Annotated in this window: 19 protein-coding genes and 1 pseudogene; 16 read left to right on the forward strand and 4 right to left on the reverse strand. The window is 32.4% G+C overall.

What is annotated here, in order from left to right; all coding sequences use genetic code 11:
* Positions 1 to 43 precede the first annotated feature (43 nt).
* From CAN42_RS05040 to CAN42_RS05080, 9 genes are all read left to right on the forward strand, one after another.
* Positions 44 to 1120 carry a glycosyltransferase gene (locus CAN42_RS05040; protein WP_167627559.1) on the forward strand — a complete coding sequence of 359 codons (1077 nt, stop codon included), beginning with the start codon at positions 44 to 46 and terminating at the stop codon, positions 1118 to 1120.
* Positions 1101 to 1568, forward strand: a complete 468-nt coding sequence (locus CAN42_RS05045) for a DUF4330 family protein (RefSeq protein ID WP_085875802.1) — start codon at positions 1101 to 1103, stop codon at positions 1566 to 1568. The genes CAN42_RS05040 and CAN42_RS05045 overlap by 20 nt, the downstream gene beginning before the upstream one ends.
* Positions 1565 to 2041, forward strand: a complete 477-nt coding sequence (locus CAN42_RS05050; protein WP_085875803.1) for a DUF4330 domain-containing protein — start codon at positions 1565 to 1567, stop codon at positions 2039 to 2041. The genes CAN42_RS05045 and CAN42_RS05050 overlap by 4 nt, the downstream gene beginning before the upstream one ends.
* Before the next feature lies 1 nt (position 2042).
* Positions 2043 to 3407: an O-antigen ligase family protein gene (locus CAN42_RS05055; RefSeq protein WP_085875804.1), complete on the forward strand. Its 1365-nt coding sequence runs from the start codon at positions 2043 to 2045 to the stop codon at positions 3405 to 3407.
* Between the two features lie 136 nt (positions 3408 to 3543).
* On the forward strand, positions 3544 to 4686 hold the full coding sequence (locus tag CAN42_RS05060) for a glycosyltransferase family 4 protein (protein WP_085875805.1): 1143 nt from the start codon (positions 3544 to 3546) through the stop codon (positions 4684 to 4686).
* A gap of 13 nt (positions 4687 to 4699) precedes the next feature.
* Positions 4700 to 5803, forward strand: coding sequence for a polysaccharide pyruvyl transferase CsaB (gene csaB, locus CAN42_RS05065; protein ID WP_085875806.1), 1104 nt, complete (start codon positions 4700 to 4702; stop codon positions 5801 to 5803).
* Positions 5804 to 6018: 215 nt separating this feature from the next.
* Positions 6019 to 8724: a Rib/alpha-like domain-containing protein gene (locus CAN42_RS05070; protein ID WP_085875807.1), complete on the forward strand. Its 2706-nt coding sequence runs from the start codon at positions 6019 to 6021 to the stop codon at positions 8722 to 8724.
* A 113-nt stretch (positions 8725 to 8837) separates the two neighbouring features.
* Positions 8838 to 9902: an alpha/beta fold hydrolase gene (locus tag CAN42_RS05075; protein WP_085875808.1), complete on the forward strand. Its 1065-nt coding sequence runs from the start codon at positions 8838 to 8840 to the stop codon at positions 9900 to 9902.
* 1 nt (position 9903) lies between these two features.
* Positions 9904 to 10197 (forward strand): YciI family protein, encoded by a 294-nt coding sequence (locus CAN42_RS05080; protein WP_085875809.1) that lies wholly within the window; start codon positions 9904 to 9906, stop codon positions 10195 to 10197.
* Between the two features lie 50 nt (positions 10198 to 10247).
* Here CAN42_RS05080 and CAN42_RS05085 read toward each other — a convergent pair whose 3' ends face one another.
* A complete protein-coding gene (locus tag CAN42_RS05085; protein ID WP_062571680.1) occupies positions 10248 to 10505 on the reverse strand; it encodes a putative signal transducing protein in 258 nt (85 codons plus the stop codon).
* 165 nt (positions 10506 to 10670) lie between these two features.
* On the opposite strand from CAN42_RS05085, the gene CAN42_RS05090 reads away from it, so the two are divergent.
* Positions 10671 to 11975 carry a sodium-dependent transporter gene (locus tag CAN42_RS05090; protein ID WP_085875810.1) on the forward strand — a complete coding sequence of 435 codons (1305 nt, stop codon included), beginning with the start codon at positions 10671 to 10673 and terminating at the stop codon, positions 11973 to 11975.
* A gap of 224 nt (positions 11976 to 12199) precedes the next feature.
* Here the strand turns inward: CAN42_RS05090 and rpsD are convergent, their stop codons facing one another.
* Positions 12200 to 12796: a 30S ribosomal protein S4 gene (rpsD, locus tag CAN42_RS05095; RefSeq protein WP_062571678.1), complete on the reverse strand. Its 597-nt coding sequence runs from the start codon at positions 12794 to 12796 to the stop codon at positions 12200 to 12202.
* Between the two features lie 228 nt (positions 12797 to 13024).
* Here rpsD and CAN42_RS05100 point away from each other — a divergent pair, with 228 nt between their 5' ends.
* The gene (locus CAN42_RS05100) at positions 13025 to 14368 is read left to right on the forward strand and encodes an oxaloacetate decarboxylase subunit alpha (RefSeq protein WP_085875811.1); all 1344 of its coding nucleotides are present in this window, start codon (positions 13025 to 13027) and stop codon (positions 14366 to 14368) included.
* A 62-nt stretch (positions 14369 to 14430) separates the two neighbouring features.
* Here CAN42_RS05100 and CAN42_RS05105 read toward each other — a convergent pair whose 3' ends face one another.
* Together CAN42_RS05105 and CAN42_RS05110 are read right to left on the reverse strand one after the other, a co-directional pair.
* Positions 14431 to 15285 carry an IS3 family transposase gene (locus CAN42_RS05105; RefSeq protein WP_135100538.1) on the reverse strand — a complete coding sequence of 285 codons (855 nt, stop codon included), beginning with the start codon at positions 15283 to 15285 and terminating at the stop codon, positions 14431 to 14433.
* On the reverse strand, positions 15249 to 15815 hold the full coding sequence (locus CAN42_RS05110) for a helix-turn-helix domain-containing protein (RefSeq protein WP_085875244.1): 567 nt from the start codon (positions 15813 to 15815) through the stop codon (positions 15249 to 15251). The genes CAN42_RS05105 and CAN42_RS05110 overlap by 37 nt, the downstream gene beginning before the upstream one ends.
* Before the next feature lie 133 nt (positions 15816 to 15948).
* On the opposite strand from CAN42_RS05110, the gene CAN42_RS05115 reads away from it, so the two are divergent.
* From CAN42_RS05115 to CAN42_RS09220, 5 genes and pseudogenes are all read left to right on the forward strand, one after another.
* Entirely contained in the window at positions 15949 to 17196 is a 1248-nt protein-coding gene (locus tag CAN42_RS05115; RefSeq protein ID WP_085875812.1) for an aminopeptidase, read from the forward strand.
* Between the two features lie 121 nt (positions 17197 to 17317).
* Positions 17318 to 18409, forward strand: a complete 1092-nt coding sequence (locus CAN42_RS05120; RefSeq protein ID WP_245149849.1) for a YifB family Mg chelatase-like AAA ATPase — start codon at positions 17318 to 17320, stop codon at positions 18407 to 18409.
* Positions 18410 to 18806: 397 nt separating this feature from the next.
* Positions 18807 to 19283: pseudogene (gene tnpA, locus CAN42_RS05125) on the forward strand (IS200/IS605 family transposase).
* A gap of 340 nt (positions 19284 to 19623) precedes the next feature.
* On the forward strand, positions 19624 to 22173 hold the full coding sequence (gene lanKC / locus CAN42_RS05130) for a class III lanthionine synthetase LanKC (RefSeq protein ID WP_245149863.1): 2550 nt from the start codon (positions 19624 to 19626) through the stop codon (positions 22171 to 22173).
* 210 nt (positions 22174 to 22383) lie between these two features.
* Positions 22384 to 22506 (forward strand): class III lanthipeptide, encoded by a 123-nt coding sequence (locus CAN42_RS09220; protein ID WP_209019207.1) that lies wholly within the window; start codon positions 22384 to 22386, stop codon positions 22504 to 22506.
* Positions 22507 to 22576: the final 70 nt, after the last annotated feature.

Below are 22576 nucleotides of genomic sequence, written 5' to 3' on the forward strand. Positions count from 1 at the left end.
TTTATTCAATGATTAAGTTTTTATCAAATGAAAGATGATGATTATGAAAATTTTGCACCTATTAAATTATGTTGGTAGGGGAGGTAGCGAAAGCTACATCAAAAATTTAATAAATACTGGGTCAGACTTTGACCACCAGCTTCTTTATAATATTGATGGAGGTGGAGTCAAAGACTTCCAAGACTTGGGAGTAAAAACTATCCAATGCGATATGAGGTCTCCCTTGGACTTAAAAGCATCAAAATTTTTGAGAAATTATGTGAAGGAAAGTGACATAGATCTTCTTCACACGCACTTTATGAGAGAAAATGGGATTGTCTTTCTCAGCAAGGTCCTTGGAATGAAGGTCCCTGTGATAAACACAAGGCACATGGTGTCACAAATTTCAAAAAAATCTGCTATCTTAAATAGAATATTCTTCACAAAGAATGAAAAAATTATTGGAGTTAGCTCTCTGGTAAAGAAGAAGCTATTGGAAGAAGGTGCTAATGAAGAAAAAGTCCTAGTCCTTCCACCACCAATCCCAGTGATTAATCAAGTTGTGCCTCTTAATAAGGGAAAAGATGAAAAGTGGATTCTTTCTGTTGGGAGATTTTCAGAAGAAAAGGGAATTCTTTTTTTTATTGATGGAATAAATGAACTTTTTAAGGAAATTGATGAGGCAAGGGCACTGATAATTGGATATGGTGATCTTGAAGACCAGATGAAAAAGAAAATTCACGATTATAATCTTGAAGGTAAGGTTGAAATTGTTGGTTATAGGTCGAAACCTTTTGATTATTTGGCAGCGGCTGATTTATACGTCAACCATTCTAAGGAGGAAGCCTTTGGACTTTCCATAGTTGAGGCGGCATACTCTGGGGCACCTCTACTCATCACAAATAATTGTGGAGCAAGGGACTACTTTAATGAAGAGAATGGATCAGCCTTGACTTATGAATATGGAAACATTCAAGAGTTTAAGCTAAAGGCCTTAGAGATATTAACTAAGGATGAACTTAAAAATAATTTAAAGGACAAGGCCCAAAAGATTTTGAATAAGGACTTAAATCAAAAACAAGTAATTAAAAATATTGAAAGCGTATATGAAGGAGCAATAAGTGAAAGCAGGAAGAATTAAAATTTTAGATATTATTTTTGTAATTTTGTTTGCAGTTTTCTTAGTAATTGTATTCAAGCAAAAATCTTCTAAAGATATAGATGTGGCTGACACAAGTGTGGTCTTAACACTTGAAGCAGATGAAACTGAATCTTACAATAAGGATGTGCCAAAGGTCGGCGACAAGGTTATTGACAAGAGGAGGAATAGTGAAATTGGGGTTGTAAAAGAAATCCAAGTTAATGATGCTATTGATAACCCTATGTCTGAATACACAGGAATTGAAAATGGAAGAGAAAAAAATTCAGAATTCAATTCTATTAGATTTTTAGTAAGTTCAAAAGCCAAGGTCAAGGATGATGGAATCTATGTAAATGGTTTTAATTATCTCCTAGGTGATGAACTCACATTTACTGTTGGTGACTTGCAAATTTTTGCAAAGATTAAGAACCTTGAGGTGAGCAAATGAAATTAAAGTTTAAATTTATAGATTTATTTATAATACTTGCTTGCATTGGGGCAGGAATCCTCTTTGTTAGCAGATTAAACCTAGCAGATGGACGAGGTCAAGTCCTACAAAAGGATGAAAAGGCAGAAATCACTATGGCTGTTCCTTTTATTGAAAGTGAAATAATTGACCACCTAAAAGTTGGTGACCCTGTAAAAGATGTTATGGCAAATAATCCTATTGGAAAGGTAACAAAGATTGAAGTAAATAAAATTGATCCTAGGGACTTTACCTTTGAAGGAAAAGTTCTTAAGTTTGATGACAAACTTTATAAGAAAGCCACTGTTACAATTGAAGCTCAGGGTAAGAAAACTGACAAGGGTATCCTAATAGGACAAACAAATTATTTCACAGGTCAAACTAACACCTTTGGAGCTGGACTTGTAAAACTTTTTAACGTAAGGATATCTGGCATAAAGTATCTTGGTGAGTAAAATGACAAAATTTTTTGACTTGCTGAGATTTAATTTAGATTACAATGCCTGGGATGATTCGCTAATAAGAAATCTTCTATTGAGGATTCGCTTATTTTTTGAAAATATTTTTGCAAAGATTTTAGACTTTTTAAAGGAAAAGAGTTTTTTCTTTGGACTTTTAGAGAGCCTATCAAGGCACATAAATATAATAATTGCCCTTAGTCTTATATTTATAAGTATAGTTCCCTTTAATTTGTGGTCTAACCTCTACTTATACCTAATAGTCTTTATCTTGTGGATCTTAAACTTATATAGGAAAGAGGATAAAAAAAGACTTGCCTTTGATGACTTCTTAGTCTTATTTATATTGACAATAGGTCTTTCAACAGTCTTTTCAATTTATCCAAGATTAAGTCTTAAGTATGCAGTAAATTACTTCTCAGTATTTTTATTTTATGCAATTTTTATCAACAACATTAGGACTCGCAAGGATTTATTTCAAATATTGACAGCCCTAACATTAGCAACTTTACTTGTAAGTTTTTATGGACTTCTACAAAAATTTGTAATTGGAGTTTCTGTTGACCTTTCACAAACAGATATGTCCATAAGCCAAGAACTAAGTGGAAGAATTTATTCAACTATGGGTAATCCAAATGTCTTGGGAGAATACTATCTCTTGACAGTGTCCCTAATAGTTGCTAACTTTTTAAAAAATGAAAACAAGTATATAAAGATCCTTTCAGCCTTTACAATTTTAATTTCTATGTTTGTGCTTTTGACAACTGGATCAAGGTCTGCTTGGGCATCCTTTGCCATTTGTGTTTTTGTATTTACTTTGCTTTACAATCCAAGACTACTTCCTATATTTTTTATGCTTGGCTTGATTTTATTTTTCTTCTTGCCAGGAAATATACAAATAAGGCTTATGTCAATTTTTAACAAGAGTGACTCTTCAATTAACTACAGAAAATATATTTACGAAAGTGCAAATATTATGAAAAAGAATTTTTCAAAGTTAGGTGGAGTAGGACTGGGCAATGAAGTCTTCCAGGCTGCCTTTGAAAACTACAAGTCACCACAACTAACTAAGGTGGCTCACTGTCATAATCTCTACCTTCAACTTATGATAGAGATTGGAGCCTATGGACTCTTCTTCTTAATAGGACATATAATTAAGCTTTTTTCAAAAATCTTAATTAGCTTTAAAGAATTTAGGGAAAATGATCCTGCTCTTAGCCTTGTTCAATATGGAGGCATAGCAGCAATATGTGGATTTATGGTAATGAGTTTCGCAGACTACACATGGTTCTACCTTAGAATTGTGAGCCTATTCTTTATAGTTCTTGCAATCTTAAGGGCTTCATTAAATATAAAAAATTGATTTACTTGTAAGGTTAAGTAGTTGGAGACAATTATTTAACCTTATGTCATATTTGAATAAATTGTAGGTATGAAGAAGGGAAACGATTTGAATAATAAAAGTAAGATAGAACTCTTTACAAAAAGGGGGATGAACAATGATTAAGGTTCTCCATTTAATTTCTGGAGGAGATAATGGTGGCGCCAAGACCCATATTTTTAACTTGATGAAGGGGCTTGAGGGCAAGGTAGATGCAAAAATCATCTGCTTTATAAAAAACGAATTTTACGATGAGGCAGTGGAAAGAGGAATTGACATAGAAGTCTTTTACCAAGAAAAGAGGTCAGACCTTTCTGTTGTTTCAAAAATAAGGGACTTAATTATAAGTGAAAACTATGATTTAGTTCATGCCCATGGTGCTCGTGCCAACTTCATTTGTATGTTTTTGAAAAGTAAAATTGACATACCAATGCTAACCACTATCCATTCAGACTACAAGTTGGACTTCAAGGACAGCTTTTACAAAAATTTAATTTATACAAGCCTTAACAAAATTGCACTAAAGAAGTTTGATTACTACATTTGTGTAAGTGATACCTTTAAGAGGATGCTTATAAAGAGGGGCTTTAAAAGAAGAAACATTTACGTTCTCTATAACGGGATTGACACTGAAGAAAAGATTGACTACCTTCCAAAGACTAGCTTCTTTGAAAAGTACAAGATTAATTACAATGGTGAGTTAGTTGTAGGAATTGTTGCTAGGCTTGATAAGGTCAAAGACCATGAAACTTTTGTAAGAGCTTGCAAGGAAACCCTAGACAAGAATACAGACATAATCTTTCTAATAGCTGGTGGTGGACCAGAAAAATCTAGGATTGAAGAGCTCTTAAAGGAATATGGAATAGAGGATAAGGTCCATTTACTTGGCTTTGTAAAGGACAAGTACAGTCTCTTTAATGCCATGGACGTAAATGTGCTTACAAGTATTTCTGAGTCTTTTCCTTATGTAATCTTAGAGGCTGCTCTTCTAAAAGTTCCAACACTTGCAACAAGAGTTGGTGGAATACCAAAAATTGTCATAGATGAAAAAACAGGATTTTTATTTGAAGTTGGAGATTCAAAAAAATTATCTGAAAGCATTTTAAAAATCTATAATGATAGAAAACTTTTAGAAGATCTTGGCGAAAATATAAATAATTTTGTGAAATCAGATTATTCACACAATGCCATGGGAGAAAAACAATTTGAAATTTACCAAGATATTTTAAGCGAGAAAAATCTCTTGGTAAATAATAAATAAACAGAGTGATCTTATGAAAAAAATTGTAGTATCAGGATACTTTGGCTTTGACAATTCTGGCGACGATGCCATCTTAAAGGCCATGGTAGATGATTTTAAAAAACTAAATATTGACTTAGAGATGACAGCACTCTCAAACAATCCTGAGAAGACAAGACAAGTTTATGGGATAGGGGCAGTAAATAGATTTTCTTTTAATGAAGTTCGCAGAGCCTTAAAAGATGCAGACCTACTCTTGTCAGGTGGAGGATCACTACTTCAAGACATTACATCAACGAGGTCCATAATTTATTATCTTTCTGTTATTATCTTGGCGAAATTTTTAAGAAAAAAAGTCTACGTCTATGCCAATGGTATTGGGCCAATAGATAAAAAACTCAATAGATTTTTGACAAGATGGGTACTTAACAAGGCAAACTACATTACCTTAAGAGATGACTTGTCCTATAAATTTGTTAGAGACTTGGGAGTAACAAACAAAAATATAGAAGTGACAGCTGATCCAGTCTTCACCTTAGCAGCAGCAGGAGAAGATAGGGTGAACAAAATCTTGCAAGGTGAAAATATTAAGATTACAGATAAGACTATAGGATTTTGTATAAGAGATCAGAAGAATATTGACGAGATAAAGGATAAATTTGCAGCAACTATCGACAAGCTAATAGAAGATGGTTACGACATCCTACTTGTGCCCTTCCACAATCCAAGAGACAACATCTATTCAAGTGAAGTTGCTGAAAGATGTCGACATAAGGACAAGGTAATGCTAATTGAAAACACCTACTCAGCAGGAGACTTAATGGGTATTTTTAAAAAATTAAAACTTCTTGCAGCAATGAGACTTCATTCACTTGTATATGCAGCAAGTGTTGACCTTCCAATGGTGGGAATAATTTACGACCCAAAGGTAGAAGCCATGGTTAAAGAACTTGGCATTGAAGAAGCAGTTGATGTTGAGAACTTCACTCCAGAAGAACTTTTCTATAAGACAAAGTTAGCTCTTGAAAACTTAGAAGAGAGGAGAAAAGTTTTAAGTCAAAGGACAGAAGAAATGAAGCAAGAGTCAAAGAGAAATATCGAGATAGCTTTGACCTTGTTAGGTGAAAAAAATTTTTAAGATTATGCTTATAAGTCATAAAGTGTAAATAAAATTTTTGAAATGAGGAGTCAGACAACTGACTTCTTTTTTTGTTGTGCTTATAGAATGATAAGTTTAATTTTGTTATAATAAAGTTGCGAAGAAAACGAATACATTATTTATGAATTTGTAGATTTATAATTTTCAAATTCTTTGTTGAAAGGGCTTATATTTATTTAGACAGGAGGAACATCATGAATAGAAAAATGTTTTCATTAGTAACTAGTTTGGCAATTTTATCTTCAAGCCTAAGTCCAACTTGGGCAGCAGGCAAAAATTTTACATATAATAATTTGGAGAAGACTTTAGCTCTTCAAGCACAAGCTTCTGATGTAAAAAATTCTGAGAAGAAAGAAGAACTCCCACTTGTTATAGAAAATATGCCAGATGATGGGGTCAAGGACAAGTATGTCAAGATAATTTTTGTTCCAGAAACTAGGAAGGTTAATGGAGTGCAACGTTATGGAAAGCTCTTAGATAAGGAAGGGAATGAAGTTTCATTAAGTGATATCTCCTATAATGGAAAAGTTATTAAAGGCAAAGAATATTATGTACTAAAGGGTGCAAGGTGGAGGAGTATTTTATATTATAAAAAAAATAATAAACAGGTTCTCTATGTTAGGAAAGCGGATAATAATGAAAGTGATCCAGAAATAAAGAGTGAACATGAATTTTTAGGATGGACATCAGGTGATGGGATTACCAATATATTTGCGGATAATTATAGTTTTCCATTAAATATTTATTCAATTGATAAGCCCCGCATCTTTAAGGCGGCCTTTCAAAATAAGCCATATTTTTACGACATTGATTTTACACCAGAAAGAGATTCCGACGGTTATGAAATTTTGCAAATAAAAGATAATTATAAAAGAGTAGAATTTATTGCCACTGCGGAAAATGAAAATTGGAAAGGTTCACTTTCATTAAAAGATTCACAAAAAAAGTTCTCCTTGAAAGAAATTCAAAACTCAAAAAAAATATATTTTTATATAAGGAAAGATTCAGGAATTTATAAGTTTGTAGATTTTAAACCAGATGTAATAAATAGTGAAGGTAAAACTTTTTGGTATTGGTCATTAAGCAGTTCTTTACCTAAAGATGATTTTGAAATGGGTTCAAAAAATTTAGATTTTTATGCTGAATTCATTGGTGAATATGCAATAATAAAAAATTATGCGATTTTAGAAGAAAATCCAATACCAAGAGGTTGTTATAAAGTGGAGTTCCAACCCGAAGATGGATATAAATTTAATGATTCTCATTATTATACAAAATTTGCAATAAGGAGGGGCGTTGGACTTAAAACTATTAGATATATTGAGTTACTATTAGAAGATTCTCACCTTAAAGACTATGAAGGAAAAGTTGCTTGGTATGATGGTGATAAGAAGATTGACAATATCCTTGAACAAGTAATTGATTCTGATAAAGTATTCACATTAAGGAGAGTGAGAGACTTTGAATCAGAAAAATTTAATCCATTGGTTAATGAAGTAGAAGTAAATAAGGGTGATAACCCTACTATCGAAAAATTAAAAGGAGGAATAACAAATCTTCCAAACAATCTTGTTAAAGTTGAAATTAAAACCAAAGCAGACACTTCTCAAACTGGAAAGAGTCTTGCTATATTAAAATTAACTTTCTCTGACACATCAATTAAGGAAGTTGAAGTTCCTGTCAAGGTAATTGATAAAACACCTGGAAAAATAATTACACCGATTCCAACAATAAAAGCTGAAGATATCATCAAAGAAGAGATTCCTTACAATGGAGTAATAAATCTTTCAGATAATATTAAAGACCTTCCAGATGGAGCAAAAGTTGAAGATGTAAGTGGCCCAATCGACACAAAAAGACCAGGGACTTACACTGGAAAAGTTAAAGTTACTTTCAAGGAAGGCTCATCAAGAATTGTAGAGATTCCTGTTGAAGTTTTACATCCTCTTGCAGACAAATACAAAGTTCAAAAGCCTGATAAAACTCCAGTTGAAAAGCTTGAGTCCTTAAGTCCTTCAGAAAAATCTGAAATTGTAGAAAAAGTTAAGAATGCTAATTCTCAAGCAACCACAGTAGAAGTAAGTGATAAGGGAGAGGTAACTTTAGTCTATGCTGATGGATCAAAAAATGTTATAAGTCCAGAAGATACTATAGTCTTAAAGGAAAAAGAAAGTGACAAGAAAGATCCTGAAGAGAAACCTGGAAAGGAAGAAGACAAGAAAGATCCTGAAGAAGAACCTGGAAAGGAAGATGACAAGAAAGATCCTGAAGAGGTGCCAGGAAAGGAAGATGACAAGAAGGATCATGAAGAGAATAAGGAAGAAGATAACCATGAAGTAGATAAGAAGAATGAAGAAAATAAATTAGACTTATGGAATCAATTCCCAAGATATTATGTGAGAGATCACAAGACGCCAACTTATAAGCCAGATGTAAAAATTGATTCTAAAGAAAGCCATGCAAAAGCAAAAATCAATCCTAGGAAATTTGTAATTGATATGAAGAGTGGAACTTATACATTAACAGAAGATGGAAAAACTTTAGAAAAGTCCTTGGACGTAAAACCAATAATTGAAAACAATAGGACTATGCTACCCCTTAGGGCCTTGGCAGAAATCCTTGACGCAAAAGTTATTTGGAATGAAGCAACAAGGACTGCATCCTTTACAAGAGATGGACTTACTGCTCTTATCCAAATCGATGGCAATAAAATAGTTTTGTCTAATGGAAAGACAATAGACCTTGACGCTAAACCACTTAACATCAATGGAAGAATTTATCTTCCACTTGTATATGTTGGTCAAGTCTTTGGTCTAACTAGTGGCAAGACAGCGGATGGCAAAGAAGATGACATTGAGTGGAAGGAAGAAAGCAAGACAGTGACAATTAATATTAAATAAAAATTTTAAAGGGGAAGGGAGACCTTCCTTTTTTCAATGCAAACATAAGTGAATAAAAATATTAAAGAAGCAAAGAATACATATATTTTGTTATAATGACTGAGAGGTGACTTATGGTATATCTTATAATTTTACTTGTTCTTATTATTTTATTGATACCACAAATTTATTACAGAAAGTCCAATAAACTCATGCAAAATGATGGAGTGGATTTAACTTGTGACTTAGAATTTATTAATGAAGTTGCAAAGAGTGAGGACTTTTTAGACTTAGGCAACGACAGAGATTTTTATGAGCTTCCAAACTTTGAGAGAGTTAAAATTAAATCTTATGAGGGATTTCTTCTTGATGGTGGATATTTTCCAGTGGAAGAGCCAAAGGCTCTAGTGCAAATTATTCACGGAGCTCTTGAGCACAAGGAAAGGTATTATTATTTAATTAAGTATTTAAACGAGAGGGGTTACTCTTGTTTCATATCTGACAACAGAGGTCACGGTAGGTCCCTTGGAGATAAGTACACAATTGGCTACATTGACGGAGTTGAAAAAGTTGTTGATGACAACCTTGCAATAACAAGAGAGCTGAAAAAGAAATTCCCAGAAATTGATATTTATTTAATTGGCCATTCACTGGGGACTGTCTTTGGAAGAATTTATCTTGAAGAAGGCGATGACTTAATTAAAAAAATAGTCCTATCAGGTCCACCAAATTATGTTCCTGAGGTTGCTTTAGCAATTTTTATTGGAAACTTTATTAACTTTTATTTTGGAGAGCAGAGGACAATTTTTATATTAAAGATGCTCTACACTGGCGATAAGAAACATTTTGATTGGTTGTCTTACTCTAAAGAAAACATTAGAGATGCAGAGAAGGACCCTCATATGCCTCCGGTTTTCAAAAACAGGGGTTATCTCGCTGTCTTTGAAGGCGTAAGGGAATTAAAAAACACAAAAAATTATAAGTTTAGGAATCCGGACCTTGATATATTTTTCATAGCTGGAGAGGATGATTTAGTAATTGGTGGCGAAAAGGGATTTAATTCTTCGATTAATCTATTAGGAGATGTGGGCTATAAAAATATAAAATCAAAACTTTACAAGAAGATGAAACATGAAATTTTTAGAGAAGAAGAGAGGGAAGAAGTCTTTAAAGACATAGTGGACTTCTTAGAAAAATAAAATGAATACTTATTTAATAATTGGAAATTTAAAGAAGGATAAAGAGCCTGATAAAGATTTTGAAAAAATTCTTGAAGAGCATTTAAACTACCAGGAGAATGAAGTTGACTTGGGAAATTTAATTATTTCTGGTCCCAAAGAAGATGGTGGATGTATTGGAATTTATTTTGGAGATGAAGTAAAAGATTTTTGCCACAATGATCCCCTAGTCCTAGAGGGATATCTTGACTACGAAATCATAAAATTTTATCCCAACTCAATAAACAAAAACTTAATAGAATTATTTATCCAATAAAAGAAGCTGAGGAAGAAAAATTTCTCAGCTTTGATTTTTATTATTTAAGATTAGTCAAAGGATAAGTCGCCGCTTGTGTCATTGTCATTCATAAAGTAAACTAAAAGTTCGTTGGCAGCATCAAAATCATCTTCTGATACATAGATTCCCTTTTCATAAAGAGAGAAGCCAGAGATAAGTCGCATGTAGTCGCCCTCATCCTTGACGAAGTAGGGAATGGAGTTGTCTTCTAAGAAGGCACAAATTTCATCAAAGATAAGTTTATTAGTTGAAGTAACAAGTTTTACATACTCAATGTCTTTTTTCATATTATCACCTAAAAAGATTATACCACGAATAAGTTTTATAATGAATTTAAGAAAGCTTAATAAAATTAAAAAATTTGTTGCTTTAAAGGGGAATATATACTAAATCTATTTAAAAAAAACTATTTTTGTGTTAGTATTTCTAGTATATAAAAAAGGAGAGAGCGTATGTCAAAACAAAATGAAGGATTTTCATCAATCCTAGGATTTATTATGGTTGCCATTGGCCTTGCCCTTGGGATAGGAACTCTTTGGAGATTCCCCTATGTAGTTGGCAAAAACGGTGGAGCAATTTTTATATTTTTATATATTTTAATTATCTTGGTCATAGGAATTCCCCTAATGACTTGTGAAGTTACCATAGGTTATGCAACGGGTAATGCCGCCATAGATGCCTATAAGACTTTAAAACCAAACACAAAGTGGTACCTAGCAGGTTACTTACACACACTTGCTGCCTTGATAATTGTTGGCTACACTTCAGTTATCTATGCTTGGATAATAAAATATATTGCAGGAGCCTTTATGGGTGACTTTGTTGGACTTGATAGCCAAGGAATTCAAACTTACTTTGATGCCTTTAATGCTAACAAGACAACAGTTTTTATATTTTTCTTAATTAACTTTGCCCTTAACAATGCAGTTATTATACTTGGAGTTCAAAAGGGAATCGAAAGAGTTTCAAAGATTTTAATTCCAGTTTTATTTGTAATTATGATAGTTATAATTTTCTTTGGACTTAGACTACCTGGTGCAAAAGAAGGTATTACCTTCCTATTTAAACCAGACTTTTCCAAATTTTCCTTTAACTCAATTATAACTTGTTTGGGACAAGCCTTCTTTGCCTTGGGACTTGCAATGCTTGGCTCAATGGTATTTGGATCTTACATCAAAGAGAAGGACGAAAACATCTTTAAGGACTCAACAGTTATTTGCCTTGCCCTTGTCTTTGCAGGAATCTTATCTGGATTTATGATTCTTCCAATAGTTTTTGCAACAGGACTAACACCAGGCGAAGGAGTTGGACTTACATTCTTAACTCTTCCACTTGCCTTTAACGTTGTGCCCTTTGGTAGAATTCTTTCAATCCTATTCTACTTCGGCTTTTACATTGCAGCCTTTACTTCATCAGTTGGAGTTCTAGAAGCAATTGTAGGACAATTTATGGAAAGATTTAAGTTAGAAAGAATAAAGGCCCTTATGCTTGCAAGTGCAATAATAGTTGTCATAGCTGCTGTATCAATTTTTTATGATCCAGCCTTTGCCTTCTTAGATAATGTTGAAAGTAATTACATCTTAGTAATTGGTTGTCTATTAATTGCCCTTTTCTCAGCAAGAGCTTGGAAGATGGAAAATTTACTTGAAGCAGCAAATATTAAAAGTCCTTTTGTTAGGGCTTGGATGAATATTAGTATTAAATATATTTCACCAATCGTTATAGTGATTATATTCTTAAGTCAATTTATAAAATAAAAAAGTCGCATGCTGGTCATGCGATTTTTTTATGAGAAATTTGAAGTTTTATCTTGCTTGTTAAATGCAAAATTTAAAATCTTATTAAGTGAATAGTAATAAAGTAAGCAAAAAATTGAAATAAGAAAGTGGGGACGAAGCTAAACTTTGAAATAAATAAAGTGGTGACGAGCCTTTACTTTTACATAATAAAAAAGACCCTGGCAGGGTCTTTTCCATTTTCATTACATATTCTTTGAATAGAATTCAACGATTAATTGATCTTCAATTTCTATTGGAACATCTTCTCTATTTGGTAGAGAAACTAAAGTTGCTTTAAAGTCTTCGTCCTTAGAAATGTAAGGATAGTTTACAACGATGTTAGTGTTGTAGTTTTCTTTAAATAGGTCAACTTTTCTTCCTTTAGCAGATAATGCAATAACATCGCCAGCTTGACATCTGTAAGATGGAATGTTTACTTTCTTTCCATTTACAGTTAGGTGACAGTGGCTAACCATTTGTCTTGCTTGTCTAATTGAAGATGCGAAGCCCATTCTATAACATAAAGAATCTAATCTAGTTTCTAGGAATGTTATAAGGTTAGGACCAGTTTGGCCTTGAGTTCTTTGAGCTTCTTTGAATAGATTAACAAATTGTTTTTCAAGTACACCGTAGTATGCTCTTAATCTTTGTTTTTCTAAAAGTTGCTTACCATATTCAGTAAGTTTTTTATCGCTTCTTGCAGTACCTCTTGTAGCTCTTTTCATTGCCTTTGGGTGACCGCATACATTTAGTCCAAGTCTTCTTGATTGCTTGAACTTTGGATCCATCATTTTTGCCATTTTTATCAAACTCCTTATAAATCTTCGCCGCGATAATTTATAAGCCGATAGCATTATACTAAATGAGGAAGGCTTTGTAAAGAGAATACTAAAAGATAATAAAAATTTTATGAGATGACAAAAATTATTTGTCAGAAAACAAGTTATCGTATTAAAAAATTTGAAATATATGTGTTATACTTATGTTAACAAGAATAATCTGAACCTATGAAATACCTAGGAGGACTTATGAAAAAAATAGAATTTGTTGATACTATTCTTCGTGATGCCCACCAATCACTTATGGCAACACGAATGACTTACAAGGATATGGAACCTGCACTTGATAGACTTGATGAGGTTGGCTACAAGGCAATCGAATGTTGGGGAGGAGCTACTTTTGACTCCTGCATTAGATTCTTAGATGAAGATCCATGGGAAAGACTTAGAAAGATTAAGTCTCACTTTAAAAATACAAAGACACAAATGCTTCTAAGAGGTCAAAATCTTTTGGGCTACAAAAATTATCCCGATGACATTGTAGAAAAATTTGTAGAGCTTTCTGTTAAAAATGGAATTGACGTTATAAGAATTTTTGATGCCCTTAATGATTTAAGAAATATTGAAACTTCACTTAAGGCAACAAAGAAGGCTGGAGCTGAAGCTCAAGTTGCAATTTGTTATACGACTTCAGAAGTTCACACTATTGAATACTTTACTGATCTTGCTGCAAAGACCCAAGAGATGGGAGCAGACTCCATTGCCATCAAGGACATGGCTGGAATTTTAACTCCACCTGTTTCAAGAGATCTAGTTAGGTCAATGAGAAAGGTAATTGACATTCCAATAGAACTTCACACTCACGAAACTACTGGTTGTGGATCTATGACTTACCTAAAGGGAATTGAAGAAGGAGCAGACATTATTGACACAGCAATTTCTCCTTTCTCTGGTGGAACAAGTCAACCACCAACAGAAACACTTGCTATTGTTTTAAAGGAAGCAGGCTATGATGTTGATCTTAACCTAGACATTCTTAATGAACTTGCACCTTACTTCCAAGAAGTTAAAAATAAATATCTAAACAATGGAACAATGAGAGTTAAAATGCTTACAGTTGATCCTAAGGGACTAATTTATCAAGTGCCTGGTGGAATGCTTTCAAACTTAAGCTCACAACTTTCTGCAGCTAAGCAAGACCACTTATTCGACAAGGTTCTTGCAGAAGTTCCAAATGTTAGAAGGGATATGGGATTCCCACCACTTGTTACTCCAATGAGTCAAATGGTTGGTACTCAAGCTTCCTTTAACGTTATGACAGGTAAGAGATACAAGATGGTTCCAAATGAAATCAAAGACTACCTAAAGGGACTTTACGGTAAGACTCCAGTTGAAGTTGACGAAGCCTTTAGAGAATCTATAATTGGTGATGCAGAAGTTATTACTGATAGACCTGCTAACCACTTAGAGCCAGCTTTTGCTAAGTACAAGACAGAAATTGGTGACTTAGCAAGATGTGACGAAGACGTATTGACTTACGCACTTTTCCCACAAGTTGCTAAGGACTTCTTAACAAAAAAATATTCTAAATAAATTTGCTATAAAGATGCTACTCAACTTTGATGTGTACCCATAAAACTGGACACAATATTCAATTAACTAATTGTAGTGGATGCTAACCTATACTTTGTAGGTGGCATCCATTTTGTTTTGGATTGAATTCTTTCATTATTGTAATAATCAATATATTCCTCTATTGCTCTCGAAAATTCTTCAAAAGAGCTATAGCTCTTTTCATAACCATAATAAATTTCATTTTTTAATCTTCCAAAGAATGTCTCCATAATGGAGTTATCATAACAATTTCCCTTCCTTGACATTGATTGTCTTATACCATGTTTTTTAAGCTCATTCACATAATATTTATGTTGGTATTGCCATCCTTGATCTGAATGCAGTATTAGATTATTTAGTTTTGGAAATTTGTTAAATGCTTTTTCTAGCATATTGGATATTTGTTTTAAATTAGGGTGTAAGGATAAGTCATAAGAGATTATCTCATTTGTATACATATCAAGTATTGGAGATATGTAGCATTTACCCCAAGAAAATTTAAACTCTGATACATCAGTGGTCCATTTTTGCAGAGGTCTATCTGCCTTGAAATCTCTATTTATTATATTATCAGCTACTTTCCCTATCTTACCCTTATATGAGTGATATTTTTCCTTAGATCTTTTTCCGAATAGTTTTAACTCATGCATTATCCTTTGAACTCTTTTATGATTTATGACATAACCTTGACTTAGCAACTCCATATATACTCTTCTTACTCCATATCTTCCTTTGTGTAAGTTAAATATTTGAGTTATTTTATCTGCCACATGACTATTCTTAATTTTTATTTTATCAATTTTATTTATTTCAAAATAGTATGTTGACCTTGGCATATCAATAGCTATTAAAAGATATTTTAGTCTGTATCCTTTTTCTTTGAGTTCTTTGACAATCGCTGCTTTTTCGCCTTGAGTTGCGCAGCGTAGCGTTCTTCTCTCAAGGCGATCTCTTTTTTTATTATTTCATTTTCTGCCTTTATATATTCATTTTCTGCTCTAAGTTTTATTAGCTCTTCTCTTTCAGATTCATTAAGTTCTTTTGCTTTATGGTTATTTTTACTTTTCATGCTTGGATTTTTGGATTTACGACCTTTCTTTTTATTAACAAGACCATTATATCCATAATTTTTATACTTGTTAACCCATGAATAGAGTTGTCCATCATTAATTCCATATTCAATTGCTATGGACTTTATTGAATTTCCAGCTAACACTTTAGATACCATTTCTAATTTCTCATCAGGTGTCCAATTGATATTATTTCCATGTTTTAAAATTTCTGGTCCATGAAGTTCTTCTAACTTAAACCATATTCTAATTGAATTATGAAAGATTTTTTCTTTTGTTCCTTCAGGTGTATTGGGCCATTTACCTTCTCTATACAACTGTACACATTCTTTTTTGAATTCATAACTATATTTCATAAAAAATACCCTCCTTACTGGTTTGTCCAGTAAAGAGGGTACATATCACTTGGGTAGTATCTTTTTTGCATCTTATTTTAATTTGTTGTATATTAACTTTGAGAAAAATAAATAAAATCGAAGGGATGATTAAATGGACTATAAAAATTTTAAAGTCGAAGACTATATAGAAAAATATGCTGAACTAATTTTAAAAGTTGGTTTGAAAATTAAAGAGGGGGACAAGCTTGTTGTTAGATGTCCCATTGAAGCAAGAGACTTTGCAGTAGAGTGTACAAGGAAGGCTTATGAACTTGGTGCTGGCGAAGTAGTAGTTGATTATAGGGACCAAGTCATATCAAGGCTTAAGTATGAAAATGAAAGTCTTGATGTCTTGACAGATATACCAAAGCACAAGGTAGGCAAGGAAAACTACTACATGGAGAAGAAGGCAAAGTACCTTTCAGTTACAGGTTCAGACCCAGATGCCTTTAAGGGAATAGATGCTGAAAAATTATTTAAGTCTAATCTTGCAAACTCCAAAGCCTTGAGAGACTTTTCTGCAAAGATGATGGCAAACTACGTTTCTTGGATTGTTGTTGGAGCTAGTATTCCATCTTGGGCTACAAAAGTTTTTCCAGACCTAGAGGAAGACGAAGCTGTTAGAAGACTTTGGTTTGAAATCTTTAACTCAGTTAGACTTTTTGAAGAAGATCCAATAAAAGCCTTAGAAGATCACGTGGCAAACTTAAACAGATACAGCAAGTTTTTAAATGAAGCTAAGTTTGAAAAATTAATTTATAAATCTCAAAGGGGAACTGACCTTGAAGTTGGACTTCCAAAGGGTTATATTTTTGCAGGAGCTGGAGATGTAAACTCTGATGGGGAAGAATTTATTGCCAACATGCCAAGTGAAGAAGTATTCTCTGCCCCAAGACTTGATGGAGTAAATGGAAAAGTTTATTCAACCTTGCCACTTAATTACAACGGCAACCTAATAGAAGACTTCTATTTAGTTTTCAAAGACGGGGAAGTAGTTGATTATGATGCCAAAGCTGGCAAGGAATATTTAAAAAATATTTTAGACACAGATGAAGGAGCCAAAAGACTTGGAGAAGTTGCCCTAGTTTCTTACAAGACACCAATTTCCATGAGGAAGGTTCTTTTCTACAACACACTTTACGATGAAAATGCATCTTGTCACTTTGCCCTAGGTAAGTCCTACCCAACTTGCATTGAAGGAGGAGAAAAACTTTCAATAGAAGAATTGAAGGAAAGGGGAATGAACGACTCCCTAACTCACGTTGACTTCATGGTGGGCGACGAAACAACAGAAATCATTGGAGTCAAAGAAAATGGTGATCAAGTTCAAATTTTTAAAGAAGGAAATTTTGTAATTTAATAAAAATTTTTAAGCCAGGTAAATTTGCCTGGCTTTCTTTTAATTATTTTAGAATTTGTAAAGGTTTTCTGATAAAATATAATTAAGAAAAAATTTTAATTTACATAGATAAGGAGGCCTTATGTATTCTTGCACAAAAACTTGCACCTTAACTGGACTTAATGGTTATCCAGTTGACGTTGAAGTAGACTTATCAAATGGAATGCCAAAAATTATTTTAGTTGGACTCGCTGACACAGCTGTTAAAGAATCAACAGAGAGGGTTAAGTCAGCAATAAAAAATTCTGGCTTCGACTTTCCCAAGAAGAGAATTACAATAAATTTAGCTCCTGCCAACCTTAGAAAGGATGGAACACAATTAGAACTTGCCATTGCAGTGAGCCTCTTAAGCTGCGATGAGAGTCTTGAGATGGACTATTCACCCTATGTCTATATGGGAGAACTTGCTCTTGATGGTAAGATAAATAAAATTCAAGGTGCCCTTCCTATGGTAATATCAATGAGGGAGAAGGGTTATAGAAAATTCATCGTTCCCTATGAGAACCGTAAGGAATGTGCCATAGTATCTGATGTTGAAATTTATCCTGTAAAGACACTTGAAGAAGTTGTTTCTTTTATAAGGGGTGAAATTCAAATTGAAAGATGCATGGGTAGTCTAAAGAGGGAAAAGGTTTCTTATGACATGGATTTTTCTGACATTAAGGGTCAAGAAAATTTAAAGAGGGCTTTAGAAATTTCTGCATCAGCAAAGTCCAATATTTTAATTTTAGGTTCGCCAGGTTCAGGTAAGACTATGGCGGCAAAAAGATTTCCAACAATCTTACCAGAGCTTGACTTTGAAGAGGCAATTGAAGTTACAAAAATTTATTCAATATCAGGACTCTTAGATGACAACTCATTAATAACAAAGCCACCCTTTAGGGCACCCCACCACACAGCATCAGCAGTTTCTTTAATAGGTGGGGGAAGGATACCAAAGCCTGGAGAAATTTCCCTTGCCCACAAGGGCGTCTTGTTCCTAGACGAGTTGCCAGAATTCTCCAAGTCAGTCTTAGAAGTTTTGCGTCAGCCAATGGAATCAAAGGACATAATAATATCACGTGCTAACGCAAATGTTAAGTACCCTGCAGACTTCCAACTCCTTGTAGCTTTAAATGTAGCAACAACACATTTGATACAATCTAACGATTTGAATAATTTCAAAGTCGCTTAAATACTAAGGGTTTAAGCTTTTTTTATTATTAAAGTGAGAATGTTTAATAATTTTTTAAAGTAAACTTTTAAATACTTGTTATCCAAGTAATATAAGGGGTGCATAATTTAACGATAACTATTCAGCAATAAAGCATATAGTGAGGATTTAATATGGGTGTAAGGCATATAGGTGAATCGCCTTGGCATTAGAGAGTTTACTTAAAGGTCCATTAGATTTATCCATAAGACTTATTTGTACCATCAAATCTTTTATTTTGATGACTTTAGTCAGTTGAACACGCGAAACGTGAAAAAAAACTACCCACATAGCGGGTAGGCGACACTGGTTATACCAAAAAATAACCATAGTATTATAATAGAGTTGTTCAGACCTAAAATAATAAGAGGTGATTAAAATGACACGACAGGCAAATTCATTATCACATACAAAGTGGATGTGTAAATACCATATTGTCTTTACATAAAAGTATAGATAAAAAATCGTTTTCAATCAATACCGAGAAAGTTTAGGTGAGATATTAGGAACTATTTGTAAATGTAAAGGTGTGGATATAATAGAAAGGCACTTAATTAATAGAAGGGCACTTAATGTCAGATCATGTTCATATGTTGGTAAGTATACCACCAAAAATATCGGGATCAAGCTTCATGGGATATTTAAAAGAGAAAAGTGCATTAATGATGTTTGATAAACACGCAAATCTAAAATATAAATTTGGAAATAGACATTTTGGGCAGAAGGATATTATGTAAGTACAGTAGGATTAAATGAAAAAACAATAGCAAAATATATTCGGAAACAAGAGCAATATGATATAGCTATTGATAAACTGAGTGTAAAAGAATACGAAAATCCACTTAAGAAAAGATGAATATAGGCCAATGAACATACCGCTCGTTTTATGGGTAGTTATGATTCAACCTCATTAAAGATGCTTTAGAAATTTTGTATCTAAAGTATTTAGCAAATATTTTTGGCTTTTTGCTATAACTGTATTCATAGACAGTATCCTTTCTTTTTATTTTTGGTTAATTTAATTATATAGGATATCTCTCTATTTTTTGTATTTGATCTCTCAACAATTATAGCCTCTACATAAAATTTAATATAGATTTAAAATAATACTTGACATAAATTAAATAAGGTAGTATTCTCAATATGAAAGATATTAATGAAAAAGTTTACAAGATAGGGGTTTAGCCGTGGATATTATGGACTTTAAATATTTGGAATATATGCACGATATTAGCGATTTTTTCATAAAAGTGCAAAAGGCAGGAGAACCTTTTGTTTTGCCTAAATATGATGTAGATAAATGGGATACATACATGAGTTTTGACTATCACTGGATGATAAAACTTATAAAGAATGAAGCAATGATTGACCAGGGTTGGAAAATACATGTGTCTAGCAACCTTAATGATGCACAGGACATATTGAATGAAGTATCTAAGATTTGTTATGAAAAAAACCTTTCATTTAAGTATGTGAAAGATAGATTTGAGTTAAAACTAAAAAATACTAAATATGCTGATAGAAGTTCATCTGGGAAATTTATTACAGTATATCCTTGTACTGAAGAATTATTTATTGAAACTTTAGAAAGTATACATGATGCAACTAAAAATTTTGAAAAGGGACCATATATTCTCACTGATAAACGATGGAGAGATGGAAATGTTTATTTTAGATATGGCGGTTTTAAAGCTATTTCAAAAGATGATGATAAATCAAAACTATATATATACAATGATCAAGGTAATTTAATTGAGGACGATAGAAGCCCGTACTATAAAATTCCAGATTTTATAAAAGAGCCTAACTATATAGTTGACATTGAGAAAGGCTATATTATTGATGATAGCCAATTAAATAATCTAAATAAATATGATATTACTGAGGCAATTCATTTTAGCAACGGTGGTGGATTATATAAAGCTTTAGAATTAGATAGTGGTAAAAAGGTTATTTTAAAAGAAGGACGACATGAAGCTGGTCTTGATAGAAACGATGTTGATGCTTTTAATAGAGTTCACAATGAATATAAGTACTTAAACATACTAAAAGATGTTGAAGGAGTAGTTAACCCTATTGAAGTTTTTGATGAATGGGAGAATGCGTTTTTAGTTGAGGAGTTTGTTGATGGGGTTCCACTAACAGATTGGCTTACTAATAATTATCCTTTTGTAGCAAATGCCGATGAAAATAAGCAGTTTGTTGAAAATATAATGGAAATTTGCAATAAGCTTAAAAGTATATTATATGAGATTCACTCTAAAGGAGTAGGGTTTGGAGATTTGCAACCAAATAACATAATATTAAAGAAAGACAATAACGTAGTATTAATAGATCTTGAGGCAGCAAAAACACTTGATTATAAAGGGATTATTAGTATGGGAACACCAGGGTTTTTGGATACATCAATTGAAAACATAGAAGAAAGCGATTATATTTCGCTTATAAGTATAATTTTACATTGTTTTTTACCTATTGGTCCTGTTAATGCTATAGAAAAGTCGAATATTGGAAAACAAATTTCATATATAGAAAACCATTATGGCAAAATGGTATCTGATTACATAATTAATAGTATAGATGAAATAATTTTAAGGTGTCCTGCTTTAATATCTTACAAAGAGAATATCTTTCATAAAAATTCATATGAAATTGGACTGAAAAATCTTAAAAATGATGTTAAAAAAATTGTAGACACTATGATTAATAATGTTGACTTAAATTCACAAAGGATTTTTAAGGGTGATATACGTCAATTTGAATATGAACTTGGAATGTACAATATTTTAACAGGAGCATACGGTTGTATATACGCTCTTTCTAAGTATATAGACATTAGACCAGTGTTTGAAAAATGGATTATAGCCAATTCGGATTTTAGTAACTATGATGATTGCGGTCTTTTTACTGGAAAATCAGGTATTGCACTTGTTTTATATTCTTTAGGATATTATAAAGAAGCTATAAATGTGTTAAAAGAGGTTGAACAACAAGTTTATAATTATATTGAAGGTAATGATATATCAATTATTTCAGGATTATCAGGAATAGGATATTCTTTTTTAAGAATGTATAAGAAAACTAGAAATAAAAAGTATCTTAAGTTATCGAAAAATATAATAAATAATTTGTTAGAAAAATTTCATGAAAAAAAACATAAGGCTATATTAAATGAAGATTTTTCTCCGATAGGTTTAATTACGGGTTGGACTGGGTTATCATATTTGCTTCTGGAACTATATGAAATAGAAAAGCTACCAGATACACTAATTTTTGCAAAAATGTGTTTAGAAGAAGATTTGAGTAAATGTAAGCAAGATAATGAAAACGGGTTATATGTTGATTTTGATAATATATTATCACCTTATTTACTAGGTGGAAGTATAGGAATTGGAATCTGTATACAAAAGTTTAGAGATATAGGATGCTTTGATTATGAAAAACAATTAAAAGAAATTGAAAAGATAGCAACATCAAAAAGTTTTTATAATATTGGGCTATTTAGAGGAGCAAATGGGATATTGCAATTAATAGCTAATATGCAAGAAAAAGATAAAGAGTTGTATTTGAGCAGATTTATAGATATGCTTAACATTTATTTAATAGAACGAGATGAAGATATATGGGTACCAGGAGAGTTTTGTTACAAATTATCAGAAGATGTATTTTCTGGAAGAGCAGGATTATTGTTGACAATTCATGATATTTTGGCTGAAGAACATAATTCTTGGTTGGAGATTATTTAATTAAGGTAATAAAGTTTATTAAAACTGCAACTTCAATAAAATAATATGCGTTTTTATGAAGAGTTGGAGTTTTGATATAGATTCTAACATCATATATTTTAAAAGTATTGTTTAAATTCATAGGATTGTTAGATTATTCTTCATAATTATATGAAGTTTATACGCAGAAGGTTTTTGAGTTGGAGTAGTATTAATAGGAGGTGAAATATAATGTCAGCTAAAATACTAAAACTACAAGAAATGAAGGCCAACGAAAGTAAAGTAGTTTCTAGAAAATCTAGTCAAAGCAATAGTTGCAATACTAGAAGTTCAATAAGCATATTGTGCAAATAATTATTACTGATAGAAACGATAGTGTATACTATTACTTAAAAGGCTAAAAGTTAATAGTTACTGCTTGTGA

This window comes from Peptoniphilus vaginalis (assembly GCF_900176605.1).
Classification (GTDB): domain Bacteria; phylum Bacillota; class Clostridia; order Tissierellales; family Peptoniphilaceae; genus Peptoniphilus_A; species Peptoniphilus_A vaginalis.